This is a genomic window from Pseudomonas sp. UYIF39, from assembly GCF_029963765.1.
Lineage (GTDB): Bacteria > Pseudomonadota > Gammaproteobacteria > Pseudomonadales > Pseudomonadaceae > Aquipseudomonas.
Genome location: NZ_JALBYU010000035.1, coordinates 28,558 through 42,402, shown reverse-complemented (window position 1 = coordinate 42,402; position 13,845 = coordinate 28,558). Strand labels below are relative to the sequence as shown.

16 protein-coding genes are annotated in these 13,845 nt (G+C 59.0%); 11 read left to right on the top strand and 5 right to left on the bottom strand.

Features of this window, described 5'->3' with window-relative positions; all coding sequences use genetic code 11:
- The first annotated feature begins 269 nt into the window (after positions 1–269).
- The 6 genes from speB to MO767_RS28685 all read left to right on the top strand — a co-directional run bounded on the left by speB (position 270) and on the right by MO767_RS28685 (position 5,822).
- Positions 270–1,220 (top strand): agmatinase, encoded by a 951-nt coding sequence (speB, locus tag MO767_RS28710; RefSeq protein ID WP_123364478.1) that lies wholly within the window; start codon positions 270–272, stop codon positions 1,218–1,220.
- A gap of 9 nt (positions 1,221–1,229) precedes the next feature.
- Positions 1,230–1,637: a nuclear transport factor 2 family protein gene (locus MO767_RS28705; RefSeq protein ID WP_282483272.1), complete on the top strand. Its 408-nt coding sequence runs from the start codon at positions 1,230–1,232 to the stop codon at positions 1,635–1,637.
- Positions 1,638–1,691: 54 nt separating this feature from the next.
- Positions 1,692–3,194: a cytosine permease gene (locus MO767_RS28700; protein ID WP_282483271.1), complete on the top strand. Its 1,503-nt coding sequence runs from the start codon at positions 1,692–1,694 to the stop codon at positions 3,192–3,194.
- A gap of 139 nt (positions 3,195–3,333) precedes the next feature.
- Positions 3,334–4,713 (top strand): sodium:solute symporter, encoded by a 1,380-nt coding sequence (locus tag MO767_RS28695; protein WP_282483270.1) that lies wholly within the window; start codon positions 3,334–3,336, stop codon positions 4,711–4,713.
- An 85-nt stretch (positions 4,714–4,798) separates the two neighbouring features.
- Entirely contained in the window at positions 4,799–5,524 is a 726-nt protein-coding gene (locus tag MO767_RS28690) for an MBL fold metallo-hydrolase (RefSeq protein WP_282483269.1), read from the top strand.
- Positions 5,525–5,579: 55 nt separating this feature from the next.
- Positions 5,580–5,822 carry a hypothetical protein gene (locus MO767_RS28685; protein ID WP_282483273.1) on the top strand — a complete coding sequence of 81 codons (243 nt, stop codon included), beginning with the start codon at positions 5,580–5,582 and terminating at the stop codon, positions 5,820–5,822.
- On the opposite strand, the gene MO767_RS30855 is transcribed toward MO767_RS28685, so the two are convergent.
- Positions 5,773–5,901, bottom strand: a complete 129-nt coding sequence (locus MO767_RS30855; RefSeq protein ID WP_007914492.1) for a PA1414 family protein — start codon at positions 5,899–5,901, stop codon at positions 5,773–5,775. The two genes, MO767_RS28685 and MO767_RS30855, sit on opposite strands and share 50 nt — an antisense overlap.
- Before the next feature lie 139 nt (positions 5,902–6,040).
- Positions 6,041–6,934 (bottom strand): LysR family transcriptional regulator, encoded by an 894-nt coding sequence (locus MO767_RS28680; RefSeq protein ID WP_282483268.1) that lies wholly within the window; start codon positions 6,932–6,934, stop codon positions 6,041–6,043.
- A gap of 103 nt (positions 6,935–7,037) precedes the next feature.
- On the opposite strand from MO767_RS28680, the gene MO767_RS28675 reads away from it, so the two are divergent.
- A complete protein-coding gene (locus tag MO767_RS28675) occupies positions 7,038–8,219 on the top strand; it encodes an MFS transporter (protein ID WP_282483267.1) in 1,182 nt (393 codons plus the stop codon).
- Here MO767_RS28675 and MO767_RS28670 read toward each other — a convergent pair.
- Complete coding sequence (locus MO767_RS28670; RefSeq protein ID WP_282483266.1) at positions 8,164–9,096, bottom strand: DMT family transporter; 933 nt, start codon at positions 9,094–9,096, stop codon at positions 8,164–8,166. The two genes, MO767_RS28675 and MO767_RS28670, sit on opposite strands and share 56 nt — an antisense overlap.
- Positions 9,097–9,154: 58 nt before the next feature.
- Positions 9,155–9,991, bottom strand: coding sequence for a S1-like domain-containing RNA-binding protein (locus MO767_RS28665; protein WP_282483265.1), 837 nt, complete (start codon positions 9,989–9,991; stop codon positions 9,155–9,157).
- A 350-nt stretch (positions 9,992–10,341) separates the two neighbouring features.
- Here MO767_RS28665 and MO767_RS28660 point away from each other — a divergent pair, with 350 nt between their 5' ends.
- From MO767_RS28660 to MO767_RS28650, 3 genes are all read left to right on the top strand, one after another.
- Positions 10,342–10,530: a hypothetical protein gene (locus tag MO767_RS28660; protein ID WP_017337097.1), complete on the top strand. Its 189-nt coding sequence runs from the start codon at positions 10,342–10,344 to the stop codon at positions 10,528–10,530.
- Between the two features lie 218 nt (positions 10,531–10,748).
- Positions 10,749–11,465 (top strand): TorF family putative porin, encoded by a 717-nt coding sequence (locus MO767_RS28655; RefSeq protein WP_282483264.1) that lies wholly within the window; start codon positions 10,749–10,751, stop codon positions 11,463–11,465.
- A gap of 80 nt (positions 11,466–11,545) precedes the next feature.
- Entirely contained in the window at positions 11,546–12,415 is an 870-nt protein-coding gene (locus MO767_RS28650) for a DUF6279 family lipoprotein (protein ID WP_282483263.1), read from the top strand.
- 109 nt (positions 12,416–12,524) lie between these two features.
- On the opposite strand, the gene MO767_RS28645 is transcribed toward MO767_RS28650, so the two are convergent.
- Positions 12,525–12,914: a transcriptional regulator gene (locus tag MO767_RS28645; protein WP_282483262.1), complete on the bottom strand. Its 390-nt coding sequence runs from the start codon at positions 12,912–12,914 to the stop codon at positions 12,525–12,527.
- Positions 12,915–13,091: 177 nt separating this feature from the next.
- Between MO767_RS28645 and MO767_RS28640 the strand changes: the two genes are divergently transcribed.
- Positions 13,092–13,826 carry a thioredoxin family protein gene (locus MO767_RS28640; RefSeq protein WP_282483261.1) on the top strand — a complete coding sequence of 245 codons (735 nt, stop codon included), beginning with the start codon at positions 13,092–13,094 and terminating at the stop codon, positions 13,824–13,826.
- Positions 13,827–13,845 lie beyond the last annotated feature (19 nt).

The window sequence follows — 13,845 nt, the reverse complement described above, 5'->3', positions numbered from 1 at the left end:
AGCGCGAGGTTTTCCTGAAACACCGCGTCGCCTGATTTCACGACTGCTGCGCAGCCGAACGCAGCCTCGCGCTGCTCGACAGCTGCTACATGAAGCGTTGCGAGTCTATCGCCGCCCGAACCATTAGTTTAGAAAAATCTGAACTAAGTATTTGCCCGTAGCGATTCTTCCCGGCCACTACATTTCGCAGAATCGCCCCACAGCGGTGCCTGCGTCTCCCCGACCTGCGCAACCGACATAAATAAAACAACGACGATGAGGCCCTACCTGTGGACAAGATTCTTCACCAACCACTGGGCGGCAATGAAATGCCGCGCTTCGGCGGCATCGCCACCATGATGCGACTCCCCCATTTGCCAACCGCTGCCGGTCTGGATGCTGCCTTCGTTGGCGTCCCGCTGGACATCGGCACCTCGCTGCGCCCCGGCACCCGTTTCGGACCTCGCGAAATCCGCGCTGAATCGGTGATGATCCGCCCGTACAACATGGCCACCGGCGCTGCACCGTTCGACTCGCTGTCGGTTGCCGACATCGGTGACGTGGCGATCAACACGTTCAACCTGCTGGACGCGGTACGGATCATCGAAGAGTCCTACCACAAAATCCTCGAACACAATGTGATCCCCCTGACCCTCGGCGGCGACCACACCATCACCCTGCCGATCCTGCGTGCTATCCATAAGAAGCACGGCAAGGTCGGCCTGGTGCACATCGACGCTCACGCCGATGTGAACGATCACATGTTCGGCGAGAAAATCGCCCACGGCACCACCTTCCGTCGCGCTGTTGAAGAAGGCCTTCTGGACAACGACCGTGTCGTGCAAATTGGTCTGCGCGCTCAGGGCTACACCGCTGACGACTTCAACTGGAGCCGCAATCAAGGCTTCCGCGTGGTTCAGGCCGAAGAGTGCTGGCACAAATCCCTGGCCCCGTTGATGGCTGAAGTTCGCGAGAAAGTCGGCGGCGGTCCGGTGTACCTGACTTTCGACATCGACGGCATCGACCCTGCCTGGGCGCCAGGTACCGGCACTCCGGAAATCGGTGGTCTGACGACCATTCAGGCGATTGAAATCGTTCGCGGTTGCCAAGGCCTCGACCTGGTCGGTTGCGATCTGGTAGAAGTCTCGCCCGCTTACGACACCACCGGCAACACCTCGCTGCTGGCCGCCAACCTGCTGTACGAAATGCTCTGCGTACTGCCTGGCGTGGTCCACCGCTGAGGATTGGTCGTGAACGAACGTGATCAGGTACTCAAGGCCGCTGCCGATCTGGTAACCGCCTTTGCCCGTAATGATCGCGAAGCCTACTTCGGTGCGTTCAGCACCGATGCCAGTTTCGTGTTCTACACCCTCGAACAGCCCCTGCTGTCGCGCGATGCCTATCAGGCGTTGTGGGACACCTGGCGCTCGGAGGATGGCTTCGAGGTGCTCTCATGCACCTCGAGCAACGCCTTCGTCAGCCTGCAGGGTGACGTGGCGATTTTCATCCATGACGTGGCCACCGAGCTGCGCATGCAAGGGGAGCAACACTTCAGCCAAGAGCGCGAGACGATTGTGTTTCGCCGACAACAACAAGGCCTATGGCTGGCCTGCCACGAACATTTGTCCGCGATGCCGGAAGGGCTGCCACCCCCTTAGCCAAACAGGTGACGCTCACACACGATGAGCGCGCCTTTATGATCGGAGCTGATCATGAATAACAACAACAAAGACCAAAGCCTTACGCACATTGAAACTTACGGGGTCGAACAGATCCCCGACAGCGAACGCACCGCAGGCCCGACGGATTTGTTCCGGATGATCTTCGGTGGTTCCAACACTTTTGCCACCGCCGTGCTCGGCAGTTTCCCGGTACTGTTCGGCCTGTCTTTTCAGGCGGGCGTCTGGGCGATTGTGCTGGGTGTGTTGCTGGGCTCGCTGATCCTCGCGCCAATGGGCCTGTTCGGTCCGATCAATGGCACCAACAACGCCGTGTCTTCCGGTGCGCACTTCGGCGTGCACGGGCGGATCGTCGGTTCGTTTCTGTCGTTGTTGACCGCCATCGCCTTCTTCTCGCTCTCGGTGTGGAGTTCGGGTGATGCGCTGATTGGTGGCGCCAAACGCCTGATCGGTCTTCCGGAAACCGACCTGACCCTGGGCCTGGCCTACGGTCTGTTCGCGGTCCTGGTACTGACAGTCTGCATCTATGGCTTCCGCTTCCTGCTGTGGGTGAACAAGATCGCGGTATGGAGCGCCAGCCTGTTGTTCCTACTGGGCATCTTCGCCTTCATCGGTCCGTTCGATGTGAACTACGCCGGCACCGTGAGCATGGGCCAACCGGGTTTCTGGGCAGCCTTTATCGGTGCTGCGCTGGTGGCCATGAGCAACCCGATTTCCTTCGGTGCGTTCCTCGGTGACTGGTCGCGTTACATCCCGCGTGATACCTCCAAGCGCCGGATCATGGCGGCGGTGGTGATCTCGCAGATCGCAACCTTCATCCCGTTCCTGTTCGGCCTCGCCACCGCCACCATCGTAGCGATCAAGGCGCCGGACTACATCGCAGCCAACAACTACGTCGGCGGGTTGCTGGCCGTCTCGCCGAGCTGGTTCTTCCTGCCGGTGTGCCTGATCGCGGTGATCGGCGGCATGTCTACCGGCACTACCTCGCTGTATGGCACCGGGCTGGACATGTCCAGCGTGTTCCCGCGTGTGCTGTCGCGGGTCAAGGCCACGTTGTTGATCGGCGTGATGTCGATTGCCTTCATCTTCATCGGGCGCTTTGCGGCGAACCTGGTGCAGAGCGTGTCAACCTTCGCCGTGCTGATCATCACCTGCACCACTCCGTGGATGGTGATCATGATCATCGGCCTGCTGGTGCGTCGCGGCTTCTACTGCCCGGATGACCTGCAAGTGTTCACCCGCGGCGAGAAAGGTGGCCGCTACTGGTTCACCCATGGCTGGAACTGGCGTGGGCTGGGTGCCTGGATCCCGAGCGCTGCGGTGGGCTTGTGCTTTGTGAACCTGCCTGGGCAGTTCGTTGGTCCGCTCGGTGAACTGGCCGGCGGCATCGACATCAGCCTGCCGGTCACCCTTGGCCTGGCGTCGCTGGTGTACCTGGCGCTGTTGAGCCTGTTCCCGGAATCGGCGGCGGTGTTCGGTCCAAACGATGCACGCAGCAAGGGCACGGATTCGCTCGCTAAACCCGCGATGGTGTAGGAGCGAGGCTTGCCCGCGAAGAACTATAACGCGGTCGGCCTGACCGGCTGCGGCGCTCCCTTCGCGAGCAAGCATCGCTCCCACACAAAAAGTTTGATTTTCGCCTCACCATAAAAAAGACAATCGGAGACACGCCATAATGGCTTTGGATTTATTCGTCGTACTCATCTACGCCGCCGCGATGCTGATACTCGGCTACTACGGCATGCGCAAGGCCAAGACCAACGAAGACTTTTTGGTCGCCGGTCGTAACCTCGGCCCGAGCCTGTACATGGGCACCATGGCCGCCACCGTTCTGGGCGGTGCGTCCACCGTCGGCACCGTGCGCCTGGGCTACGTCCATGGCATCTCCGGTTTCTGGCTCTGCGCGGCCCTCGGTTGCGGGATCGTGGCGCTGAACCTGTTCCTCGCCAAACCGCTGCTGAAACTGAAGATTTACACCGTTACCCAGGTGCTGGAAAAACGCTACAACCCGATGGCCCGCTCCGCGAGCGCGGCGATCATGCTGGCCTACGCGCTGATGATCGGCGTGACCTCGATCCTGGCCATCGGCACCGTGCTGCAAGTGCTGTTCGGCCTGCCGTTCTGGGTCTCGGTATTGCTCGGCGGTGGCGTGGTGGTGATCTACTCCGCGATCGGCGGCATGTGGTCCCTGACCCTGACCGACATCGTCCAGTTCGTGATCAAGACCGTGGGCCTGATGTTCATCCTGTTGCCAATCTGTCTGTACCGCGTTGGCGGCTGGGATGAGTTGGTGTTGAAACTGCCGGCAACCGCCTTCAGCTTCACCACGATCGGCTGGGACACCATCATCACCTACTTCATGATCTACTTCTTCGGGATCCTGATTGGCCAGGACATCTGGCAGCGTGTGTTCACCGTCCGGACCGCCAAAGTCGCTCAGTACGCCGGTACTTTCGCGGGCATCTACTGCATCTTCTACGGCCTGGCCTGCGCCCTGATCGGCATGGCCGCTCACGTGCTGATCCCGGACCTGGACAACGTCAACAACGCCTTCGCCGCCATCGTCAAACTGTCTCTGCCGGACGGTATTCGTGGCCTGGTGATCGCCGCGGCCCTGGCGGCCATGATGTCCACCGCCAGCGCCGGCCTGCTCGCCGCTGCCACCACCCTGACCGAAGACCTGCTGCCGAAACTGCGCGGTGGTAAACAGTCGAGCCTGGGCATGAACCGCCTGTTCACCCTGTTGACCGGCATCGTTGTACTCGGCATCGCTCTGGTCGTGAACGACGTGATCAGCGCCCTGACCCTCGCGTACAACCTGCTGGTGGGCGGCATGCTGATCCCGCTGATGGGTGCGATTTTCTGGAAACGCGCAACCACCGCCGGCGCTATCGCCAGCATGGGCATGGGCTTCGCCACGGCGTTGGTGTTCATGTTCAAAGACGGTCTGGATGCGAACACTCCGATCTACTACAGCCTCGGTGTGGGTCTGGTGAGCTTTGTGCTGGTCAGCCTGATGTCCCGTCGCCCGGCGATGGTGGCCAACGCCGCCTAAGCTGAACATAACGACTTGATGCTTTCTTCGACGGGTGTGGCGTCGGTTGCCACACCCGTTTTTTTTCGTCTGGAGAAAATCGTTTATGAAGATCGTCAGCCGCGATCAGTGGTTCGAAGTCAAACAGCTCAGTGACGGCATTCGCCTGATTCACGAGCCGTACATCCGGTCCTTCTACCGCTGCAACCTCTGGCACATTCAGGGCCGCGACAAGGATCTGCTGCTGGACAGCGGTTCCGGGCTGGTGAGCCTGCGCGAGCAACTGCCGTGGATCACCGAACGGCCGTTGGTCGCCGTGGCCAGTCATTGCCATTTCGACCACATTGCAGGTCACTACGAATTCCCGGAACGACTGGTGCACCCGGCCGAAGCGCAGATCCTCGCGTCACCGGACGGCGAGAACACACTGAGCACGGCGTTTGTCGGTGACGAGATGTTCGAGGCTCACCCGGATTGCCCGTTGTGCTACGCCGAGTATCGGGTCAAAGCCGCGCCGGCCACCGGTTTGATCGAAGAAGGTGACGTGCTGGACCTGGGCAATCGCGTGTTGCAAGTGCTGCACACACCGGGGCATTCACCGGGCGGTATCAGCCTGTATGAAGCGGCGACCGAGACCCTGTTCAGCGGCGACATCATCTACGACGGGCCACTGATCGAAGACGCCTACCACTCCAACCTCGACGACTACGCCAGTAGCCTGAAGCGTTTGCGCGAGTTGCCGATCCGCACGGTGCATGGTGGACATTTCGGGAGTTTTTCCGGGGAACATTTGCGCACGATGATTGACGAGTGGCAGCGCTTGCACGCCTGAAGCCTGCTGTACTCAGCCCTGGGGACAACAGCAATAACGCCCTCTAAGAACCACCATGAAAAGAGCTGCCGTTCGTGCTGCCGCGGATTGTTTCATCCGCTGCCTGCTGGAGGATCAGGATGACTTCGATTGCGTTCCGTCAGTATTACCGCGCGTGCCGAACCTACGACTGCTTTGTCCGAACGCGGCCCGAGCCGAACACAGCCTCGCGGTGTTCGGCAGCTGCTACAACAACGGCTACGTTACGACTACCGGCGGCGCTGCTGGCGTCGGCGTTGTTCGTCGTCAGTGCGAATAGGCACAGGTTGCAGAGGCGGTTCGATCAAACCGAGTGCAACACCCAGGTCGTGCAGCCAGTTTTGGATTTTCTCTTTCATGGTGCCCCCTTCAGGGTAGTGCCGAGTGGCCAAAATTCTGTAGCCACTTCGCACTGATAATAGTCCGAAGTCCTACGTAATGCTCGCCCAAAGTCGCAATGATCTGTTACTGAATAGATCAAAATACCTGACCGATAGTTCAAGCCATCGCCCGAGCCTGACTCGGCGTCGACGGATAGACCAATTGTTGCTGCTCAAGCCACGCGTTCAAGTTCGCCCCAACCATGCCTTTGCGCCACATCAGCCACGTGGTGGCACTGGCAAATGGCTCGGCCAACGGATGCACCGCCACGCTTTCGCGGCCAGGCAGGCTGGCGAGCATCGACTCCGACATCAGTGCCACGCCCGAGCCGGCGATCACGCAGGCAAGCATCCCCGGATAGGACTCGATTTCCATCGCCCGGCCCATGGCCGCGTGGTAATGGGCGAACCAGGCTTCCAGGCGCATCCGGTAGGAACAACCCTGCCGAAACGTGAACACCGACCGCCCTTCCACATCCAGCGCGCTGAGGATCGGCGGGTGATCAGCCTCGCTGATCAGCACCAGCCGTTCGTCGCACAACGGCACGCCGTCGAGCCCGGCCAGTTCCAGCGGGCCATCCACCAACGCGGCATCGAGGCGACCGGTGAGCAAACCTTCAAGCAATTCGCCGCTTGGCCCGGACTGCACTTGCAGGTTCACCGCCGGGTATGTGCGGTGATAACGCGCCAACAACCCTGGCAGATGAATCGCCGCCGTGCTGTACATGGTGCCGAGCACGAAGTCCCCGGCCGGTTGCCCGCCCTGCACCGCCGCTTGAGCTTCGTCGCGCAAATTGAACAGCTTGGCGGTGTAGTCCAGCAGGACTTTTCCCGCAGGCGACAACTGCAAACGCTGACGTTCACGCACGAACAGTTCTACGCCGAGTTGCTCTTCCAGCTGTTTAAGCCGGGTCGACAGGTTCGACGGCACCCGGTGCAGGCGTTCGGCAGCGCGAGTGATGGAACCCTCCTCCGCTACTGCCTGGAAAATCCGCAATTGGCTGAATTCCACGCCATTCTCCAAATCAGAACAAGTTACTCACTATTATTCATTTTAAAAGAAAGTCAATCAGTCCTAGCCTGACGGTCATTGATCCTCTGCTGGAATTCAGACTATGTCCCCTCTGATTCGCTTACTTGCCAGTTTCATCGCCCTGATGATGGCCATGGGCATCGGGCGTTTCGCCCTCACGCCTCAGTTGCCGCACCTGCTCAGCGAAGGTCAGATTGACCTGACCGCCGCCGGTCTGATTGCCGCGGCTAACTACCTCGGCTACTTCGTTGGTGCAGTGGACGCGATGTTCTCTCGCCGTCCCGCGCAAGTCCGCCGGCGTTTGCTGGGCGGTTTGTGGCTCTGTGTATTGCTGACGCTGGCCTCGTTCTGGGCCAACGGGTTTTGGTCCCATCTGGTGCTGCGGTTCGGCACCGGCGTGGCCAGCGCCTGGGTGCTGGTGATGATCACCGCGTTGAGCCAGCCGTTGGCCGCGGCAGCCGGTCGTCCTCGGCTTGGCGCCCTGGTATTTGCCGGACCGGGTCTGGGGATTTTTCTGACGGGCTTGCTGGCCTTGGGATCGAACTTGCTGGGGCAGACCTCTGCAGCCTTGTGGCTGGTATATGCCGGCATAGGGCTGGCGATGCTGCTGGGGATTCTGCCGTTCCTGCCGCAACCGGCCACGGCCATGGCCGCTGCACCCAGCGTCGCTGGCTCGGGCAATCATGGCATCGGCCGTTTAGGTGTGGTCTATGGGCTGTACGGTTTGGGCTACATCATTCCGGCCACTTTCCTCTCGCAAATGGCCAACGCACAGTTCCATGGCCAATGGCAGGCCGATCTGTTCTGGCCTTGCTTCGGTCTTGCTTCGGCCATCGGGGTGGTGCTGGTGAGTCTGCGTCGACAACACCCGCAGGGCACTCGTTATTGGCTGATGGCGACGTTGTGGCTGCAAGCCGCCGGGGTCTTCGCCTGCTTGTTGGGCAGCGGCCCGGGCCTGGCCTTGGGCGTGATCCTCTGCGGAACGCCGTTCCTGGCCTGCATGCAATTGGTGATGCAACGTTCCCGGGAACTGGCGCCCCACGCCGCCCAGCGCAACGCCGGACTGCTGACAGCGTGCTTTGCCGTGGGCCAACTGAGTGGGCCGCTGCTGGCGGCGTTGAGCAGCCACTTCAGTGGTGGTTTGCAGTCAGCGCTGGTGTTCGCCGGCGGTGGTTTGATAGTCGCCGGTGGCCTGTTATTGCGTCCGGTCAGCTCTGCCCAAGGGCTTTGCGCAAACGACGGCGCACCCACTGCTCAGCGCTGACAAACGTGATGCCCAACAACACCAGCACCGCGCCGACAACGAAGTTGAAGCTCAGCGCTTCGCCCAGCAGCACCACGCCGAACGTGACGCCGAACAGCGGCGTCATGAACGAAAACACCGCCAGGTTCGCCGCCAGATAACGGCGCAACAGCCAGAACCAGGTCAGGTAACTGAAGAACGACACCACCAATCCCTGGAACAACACACTGGCCACCGCCACGGTGGTCAGACTGACGTGGGTAACCTGGCCGCTGAGGATCGCGATCAGCAACAGGCCAACGAAACCGACAATCAATTGATAGAACAGCGTGAGTGTCACCGGCGCTTCCGACAGGCGTGAAGCGCGCACCACCACCGTGGTCGCGCCCCATGACGCGCCAGCCAGCACGCCCAGCGCATCGCCCATCAACATGCGGTGATCGAGGTTGTCCCAGGAAACCCCGCCGGCAAAGGCGATGGCGATCCCGACGAAGGCGAGGAAAATTCCCAGCCACTGGACCGGCCTTAAACGCTCACTCGGCAACAGCCAATGAACGCCCAATGCGGTGAAGATTGGCGCGGTGTAGAGGAACACCGACATGTGCGCGGCGGTGGTGAGTTGCAAGCCTTCGGAAATGAAGAAGAACTCCAGGCCAAAAAGCGCGCCCGCCAGTAGTCCACCGCGCCAGGTGTTGCCCACTTGATCCCAGCCGCCCTTCCAGCAGATCAACAATCCTACGAGCAACGCGGAAATACCCGAGCGCCCGGCGGCCTGCATGACCGGAGCGATGTCTGGCGCCGCCCACTTGATCATCACCTGCTGAACACCCCAGATCAGGCACAACCCGATCATCACTTGCAGGGCAAACCCATCGGCGCTGCGCCGGGTAGCGCTCACCGGAACACCTCGACAACACAAAACATGGCAGTACTCGCAACAGGGGGCCGGCGCGAGGTCAGCTCAGTTCAATGCGATCGGCGTGAATAACGATCTGGCCGTTCTTGTACAACGCACCGATGGCCTTTTTGAAGTTGCCCTTGCTCACGCCAAACAGACTGCTGATCACCGTCGGATCGCTCTTGTCGCTGACCGGCAGGCTGCCATTGTTTTCGCGCAACTTGGCGAGGATCTTCGAGTTCAGGCTGGTGGCGGCTTCTTCGCCAACCGGTTGCAGGCTCAGGCTGATCTTGCCGTCGGCACGGACTTCTTTGATAAAGCCCTTCTCTTCTTTACCGGCGCGCATGAACTTGAAGATTTCGTTCTTGTGAATCAGACCCCAGTGTTTGTTGTTGATGATCGCCTTGAAGCCCATATCAGTGGCTTCGGCAACCAGCAAATCAACTTCCTGGCCAGGGGTGTAGTTGGCCGGGGTTTTGTCGAGGTAGCGGTCCAGACGCGCCGTCGCGGTGATGCGGCGGGTGTGCTTGTCGAGGTAGACGTGCACCACGACATACTCGCCGGCGGTCATCTGGCGCTTTTCTTCTGAGTACGGCAGCAACAGATCCTTCGGCAAGCCCCAATCCAGGAAAACACCGATGCTGTTGACTTCAACGACTTTTAAACTGGCGAATTCACCGACTTGAACTTTCGGCTTTTCGGTAGTTGCGATGAGTTTGTCATCGCTGTCCAGATAAATAAAAACGTTGAGCCAGTCTTCATCTTCGCTGGGAATATCTTTGGGAATATAACGATTAGGCAGGAGGATTTCGCCATCCGCGCCACCGTCCAGATATAAACCGAAGTTAGTGTGTTTAACCACTTGCAAACTGTTGTAGCGCCCGACTAAAGCCATTTCCAATACCCTCATTGCGTGGGCGGCATTCTACCCGGTTTTGCGGGCCGCGTTCGCTGGCCAGCCGGGTGGCGGAAGAAAATCCTCTGAAGGGCTTAATTTTCCTGGGTTTTACGGCACGTGCCTGGCCGCTCGTCAGGCCGTTCTGGTGATTTTCGCACCTGCCCACCAGGCGGAAACTGTAATTTTTCACGATCGTTCTTAGTTAAAACAGCAGCTTAGAGACCCATTCAGAATAATAACTTGTGATTAATTCTTCATCTGCCCTGTGTATTTCAGGGGGATATTTACCAAGCAATTGTCAAGTATTTCCTGTACGATACCTGGCCAAGTTAATTTTCTATAGGTTAATGGCCGCCATGCGTGTAAAAGCATCCAACAGCAAAGCAAAGCCAGCTCCAGCCGTTGAAACCAGCGAATCGATCAACAACCAGATTGCTGCGTTCCTCAAATCCGGCGGAGAGATCCAGCAAATTGCCAAAGGCGTCAGCGGCCAGACGTTCGGCCCGTCCAAGCAGATCACTCTGGGCAAGAAGTAACTTCCCCAAGATCCGCCGCGTCACCTGGTCCCTAAGCGCTTTGAGCTTCGAAGCGCTTGGACTGGAACCCTCCTCGCAATACCCCACAAACAAACCAATATTTCAAAAATAGACGAACGGCCCTCAATGCCGAGCATTCGCCGGTATGCTTGCACACGTCTAGATCAAGCGTTTCAGTAGGTTTTTAGTGCCTGCACCTCGCTGTCATGGAGTGACGCATGCTCAAACCCTCCTATCTATTGCTCGGCACCCTGCTGTCGTGTTCGGTCGCCAATGCGCAAACCTTTCAGCGTGAACTGGGCGACTTCGATCTCAAACTCGGCACTACCCCCAGCCGCAGCATGGCCCAGGGGCTGGTCAAACCTTCCAGCACCGGCTCGTTCCACGGTGGTCTCGACCTGAGTCACGACAGCGGTTTCTACGTGGGCCAATGGGCACCGAGCATGGGTTTATCGCCTGGGGCCAACCTTGAAGTCGACTCCTACATGGGCTTTAAACAGCCTTTCGATAATACCCTTGGGTACGAAGTCGGCATGATCCGTTACAGCTATCCGAAAGTGGACACCCTCGACAGCCAGGAGCTTTTCGGTGGCCTGACCTTTCTGGGCAGCCGTTTCGGCGCAGCATTCAGCAACGACCCGGACAAACAGAACAGCACCGTATTCGCCGACCTCGGTGGCAATCAGCCGTTCGGCATCGGGATCAGCATGAAATACACCACCCACCAGCTCAACACGCCGGCGTCCGTAGACGGTGGGTATGTCGGCAGTTTCACCGACTGGTCCGTGCAACTTTCCCGCCCGTTCATGGGCGTCGATCTGGACTTGATCTACAGTGACTCCAGCTTGAGCGGCAACAGTTGCTCGGCCTATTCCGGGCACAACAGCCAATGCGACGGGCTCGTCACCCTCAAGGCAGAACGCGCCTTTTATTGATCGGCTGAACTGCGAGGCTCATCCTGCGTTCACATAGAGAAGCCCATTCAAAAAGCCAGGCCTTCGCAAAGGATTCGCCCATGTCGCGCTGGTTGAAGTGTCTCGTCGTCGTTATCACCCTTAGTCTCGCCCTCGGTGCGTGCAGCCGCGTGGGCTTGGCCTACCGCAACCTCGACGTGATCATTCCGTGGACGCTCAGCGACTACCTGGACATGAATGGCGAGCAGAAAGGCTGGTTTAACGAGCGCCTCAAGGAACACCTGAGCTGGCACTGCACCACGCAACTGCCAGGCTACCTCGATTGGCTGGATCGCCTGCAGGTCATGGTCGAGACCAACCAGGTCACAGACGCTGCGCTGCAAACCCGCGTCCAGGAAGCCAAAGCCGCCATCACCCAGACCGCCCGGGAAATCACCCCGTCGGCCATTGAGCTGTTGCAGGGGCTGGATGACAAGCAAGTCGCGGAAATGAACGACGCCTTCGCCAAGGACCAGCGCAAACGCCAGGAGCAATACCTCAAACCGTCACTCGACCAACAGATCAAAGCGCGCAGCCAGCGTATGGAAAAACGCCTGAATGACTGGCTCGGCCCGCTCAGCACAACCCAGCAGCTACGCATTGTCGCGTGGTCCAACGCCTTGGGTGACCAGAATACGCAATGGATAGCCAACCGCGTCCATTGGCAGAAGCAGTTCAGTACGGCGGTTGCGCAGCGCCAGAGTCCAGAATTCCCACAGAGAATCGAGACGCTTCTGGTGAATCGAGAGAGCTTGTGGACGCCCGCTTATCGCCAGGCCTACGCCAGCACCGAAGCCCAGGCACGGGCGTTATTTGTGGACTTGATGGCCGAAAGCACACCGGAACAGCGCCAGCGATTGCTGAAGAAAATCGACGGGGTGAGGAAGGATTTCAGTGATTTGAAGTGCCTAAAGGCGATGCATCAAAGTTAGAAGATCAAAAGATCGCAGCCTGCGGCAGCTCCACAGGATTACGCGATCCATGTAGGAGCTGCCGAAGGTTCGGGCCGCGTTCGGACGATCTTTTGCTGTAACCGCAATATCAGGCAATCTGTGCCCTCGACGCGATCTCATCAAAACTCACCTCATCCAGCGCATCTTCCTGCTCATCCAACACCTGCCTCGGATGGTCATTGCCCGGAATACTGCTGTCGATCAGGCTCAATAAACTCGAGCCCCGAGGCGTCAAAATGTAATTGGAGCCAGTACCGCCCTGCTCTTCAGGCCGAGGCTCGATATAACCACGAGCCAACAGTAACTTTTCATACTCACCGGCCACCGCTTTAAGGTGATCCAGGTTTTCAGTCTGCTCGCCTTCCGAAGCTTTCTCCGCCGCGTACTGCTCGGCATACGGTCGCGGCGAAAAACTGGCCTCACCGTGTTGCACTTCGTGCAGCAAGCGTTCAATCAAATCCCAGTTATAAGTCGTCATCCTGCTTCAACCTCCAAAGCCAGAGAGTGAGATGGCCTTCATAAGTTGTGACCGGCGCGGCTCGTAGCCGTTCAGCCAAAGTTTTTGCGTGTACCGACCGGCGGTAAATCGAATTGGACGTAGGCCAAACGACTAGGCTGTGTAAGTCACCTCCCAGCACCCCGCAGGAGAATCCCAATGAACATTCAGAATCATCCCGTCGTCTCCCGAGAAGAATGGCTCGCCGCCCGCAAGCAACACCTGACCCACGAAAAAGCCTTCACCAAAGAACGAGACAAACTCAGCGCCGAACGTCGCGCCCTGCCCTGGGTGAAAATCGACAAGGACTATCGCTTTCAGGGCCCGAACGGCGAACTGAAACTGGCTGACCTGTTCGGCGGCCGCAGTCAGTTGGTCATCTACCACTTCATGTTTGGCAAAGGCTGGGACGAAGGTTGCTCCGGCTGCTCGTTCCTGTCCGACCACATTGACGGCGCCAACCAGCACCTGGCCCATCATGACGTGGCTGTAGTTGCGGTTTCCCACGCACCGCTCGCCGAATTCCAGGCCTTCAAACGGCGGATGGGCTGGAAATTCGATTGGGTGTCGTCAGAAGGCAGCGACTTCAACTACGACTTCGGCGTCTCGGCCCGAGCAGAAGACGTCACCGCAGGTAAAGCCACCTACAACTACGAAAAATCCAACGGCGCCGAAGAAGAACTCCCCGGTCTCAGCGTGTTTTATCGCAATGACGCTGGAGAGATTTTCCACACCTATTCAACGTATGCCCGAGGTCTGGACATGTTGGTCGGGGCTTACAACTACCTCGACCTCACGCCCAAGGGGCGTAATGAAGAGGAAATCATGGAATGGGTAAGGCTTCACGATAAGTATGAAGACAAGGCCCCGGCCAGCTGCTGCCATGGGGGTTAGACTCGGAGACCAAGTCGCG

Excerpts from the sequence above, each read along its gene's own strand:
- MO767_RS30855 (WP_007914492.1), bottom strand. The coding sequence starts at position 5,901 with ATGAAAGAGAAAATCCAAAACTGGCTGCACGACCTGGGTGTTGCACTC.
- MO767_RS28685 (WP_282483273.1), top strand. The coding sequence starts at position 5,580 with ATGAAAAGAGCTGCCGTTCGTGCTGCCGCGGATTGTTTCATCCGCTGC.
- MO767_RS28675 (WP_282483267.1), top strand. The coding sequence starts at position 7,038 with ATGTCCCCTCTGATTCGCTTACTTGCCAGTTTCATCGCCCTGATGATG.
- MO767_RS28640 (WP_282483261.1), top strand. The coding sequence starts at position 13,092 with ATGAACATTCAGAATCATCCCGTCGTCTCCCGAGAAGAATGGCTCGCC.
- MO767_RS28695 (WP_282483270.1), top strand. The coding sequence starts at position 3,334 with ATGGCTTTGGATTTATTCGTCGTACTCATCTACGCCGCCGCGATGCTG.
- MO767_RS28645 (WP_282483262.1), bottom strand. The coding sequence starts at position 12,914 with ATGACGACTTATAACTGGGATTTGATTGAACGCTTGCTGCACGAAGTG.
- MO767_RS28655 (WP_282483264.1), top strand. The coding sequence starts at position 10,749 with ATGCTCAAACCCTCCTATCTATTGCTCGGCACCCTGCTGTCGTGTTCG.
- MO767_RS28665 (WP_282483265.1), bottom strand. The coding sequence starts at position 9,991 with ATGGCTTTAGTCGGGCGCTACAACAGTTTGCAAGTGGTTAAACACACT.
- MO767_RS28660 (WP_017337097.1), top strand. The coding sequence starts at position 10,342 with ATGGCCGCCATGCGTGTAAAAGCATCCAACAGCAAAGCAAAGCCAGCT.
- MO767_RS28690 (WP_282483269.1), top strand. The coding sequence starts at position 4,799 with ATGAAGATCGTCAGCCGCGATCAGTGGTTCGAAGTCAAACAGCTCAGT.
- MO767_RS28650 (WP_282483263.1), top strand. The coding sequence starts at position 11,546 with ATGTCGCGCTGGTTGAAGTGTCTCGTCGTCGTTATCACCCTTAGTCTC.
- MO767_RS28700 (WP_282483271.1), top strand. The coding sequence starts at position 1,692 with ATGAATAACAACAACAAAGACCAAAGCCTTACGCACATTGAAACTTAC.